The organism is Cryobacterium melibiosiphilum (assembly GCF_003602235.1).
Lineage (GTDB): Bacteria > Actinomycetota > Actinomycetes > Actinomycetales > Microbacteriaceae > Cryobacterium > Cryobacterium melibiosiphilum.
Genome location: NZ_QZVS01000001.1, coordinates 1 through 1,049, shown reverse-complemented (window position 1 = coordinate 1,049; position 1,049 = coordinate 1). Strand labels below are relative to the sequence as shown.

1 protein-coding gene is annotated in these 1,049 nt (G+C 68.7%); it reads left to right on the top strand.

From position 1 onward, the window contains the following. Window positions 1-300 precede the first annotated feature (300 nt). The coding region (locus D6T64_RS00005) for a DUF222 domain-containing protein (RefSeq protein WP_233550738.1) at window positions 301-1,049 on the top strand (749 nt) is incomplete at its 3' end.

Here is a 1,049-nt window from a genome sequence, read left to right as displayed (position 1 = left end):
AACCGGTTTCTCGATGAGGTGGATGCGGCCGGTCGGTTGATGGCTCGCGCGGCGGCCGATCAGGCCGTGGCGTTGGACGCCTTGCAGCGGCACATGCAGGGCCTGGTGCTGCCGGGGCGGCCGGTCACGCAGCCCGGTGCCGCGCCGGCACGGAATCAAACAACCCAGAACCAGACGGCATGGAACCAGACGACGCGGGATGCGTTGGGGCGGGAGATTCCGCGGTGNCAGACGGCATGGAACCAGACGACGCGGGATGCGTTGGGGCGGGAGATTCCGCGGTGGACGGCGCAGACGATTGTGACCGAGACGTTGATCTCCGAGGTCAGCGCGTTGCGGCGGGAGTCCCACGAGAGCACGCAGCAGGTGCTCTTCGAGAGTGAGCAGCTGGTGCAGCACCTCCCCGCGACGCTCGCCCTGTTGCGGGCCGGGGACATCAGCTACTGGCACGCACAGATCATGGTGGTCCAGTCCTGGAAGCTGCCCGAGGAACTCGTCGCGGAGTTCGAGGCGAAGGTGCTGCAGAACGCCCGGTGGCTGTCGGTGGAGCAGTTGCGCCGCCGCGCGGTGCGGGTGCGGGAACGCTTGAATCCGGAATCGATCGTCACCCGGCATCAGAAAGCCCTGACCGAGCGGTGGGTGCGCCTGACCGATGCCGCCGACGGAATGAGCTACCTCGAGATGTATCTCAGCAGTGATGATGCCCACGCGATCAAGAACCGCATCACCGGCGAGGCCCGGCGCCTGCGGCGCGCGGCCGCTGGCACCGATGACACCCGCACGCAGGCACAGTTCCGCACCGACATCGTCACCGACCTGCTGCGGGAAGGCGTCACGGCGAGCGGCCTCGGCCACGGCGTGCGCGCCACCGTGCACATCACGGTCCCGGCAATGACGTTGATGGGACACAGCGACGAACCCGGCCTGCTCGATGGTGTGCAGCCGATCGACCCGGAGACCGCGCGGCGTTTGGCGGGCACGGCGACCGGGTTCACCCGGCTGCTCGTGCACCCCGAAACCGGCGTCGTGCTGTCGGTGGGCCGCGACCG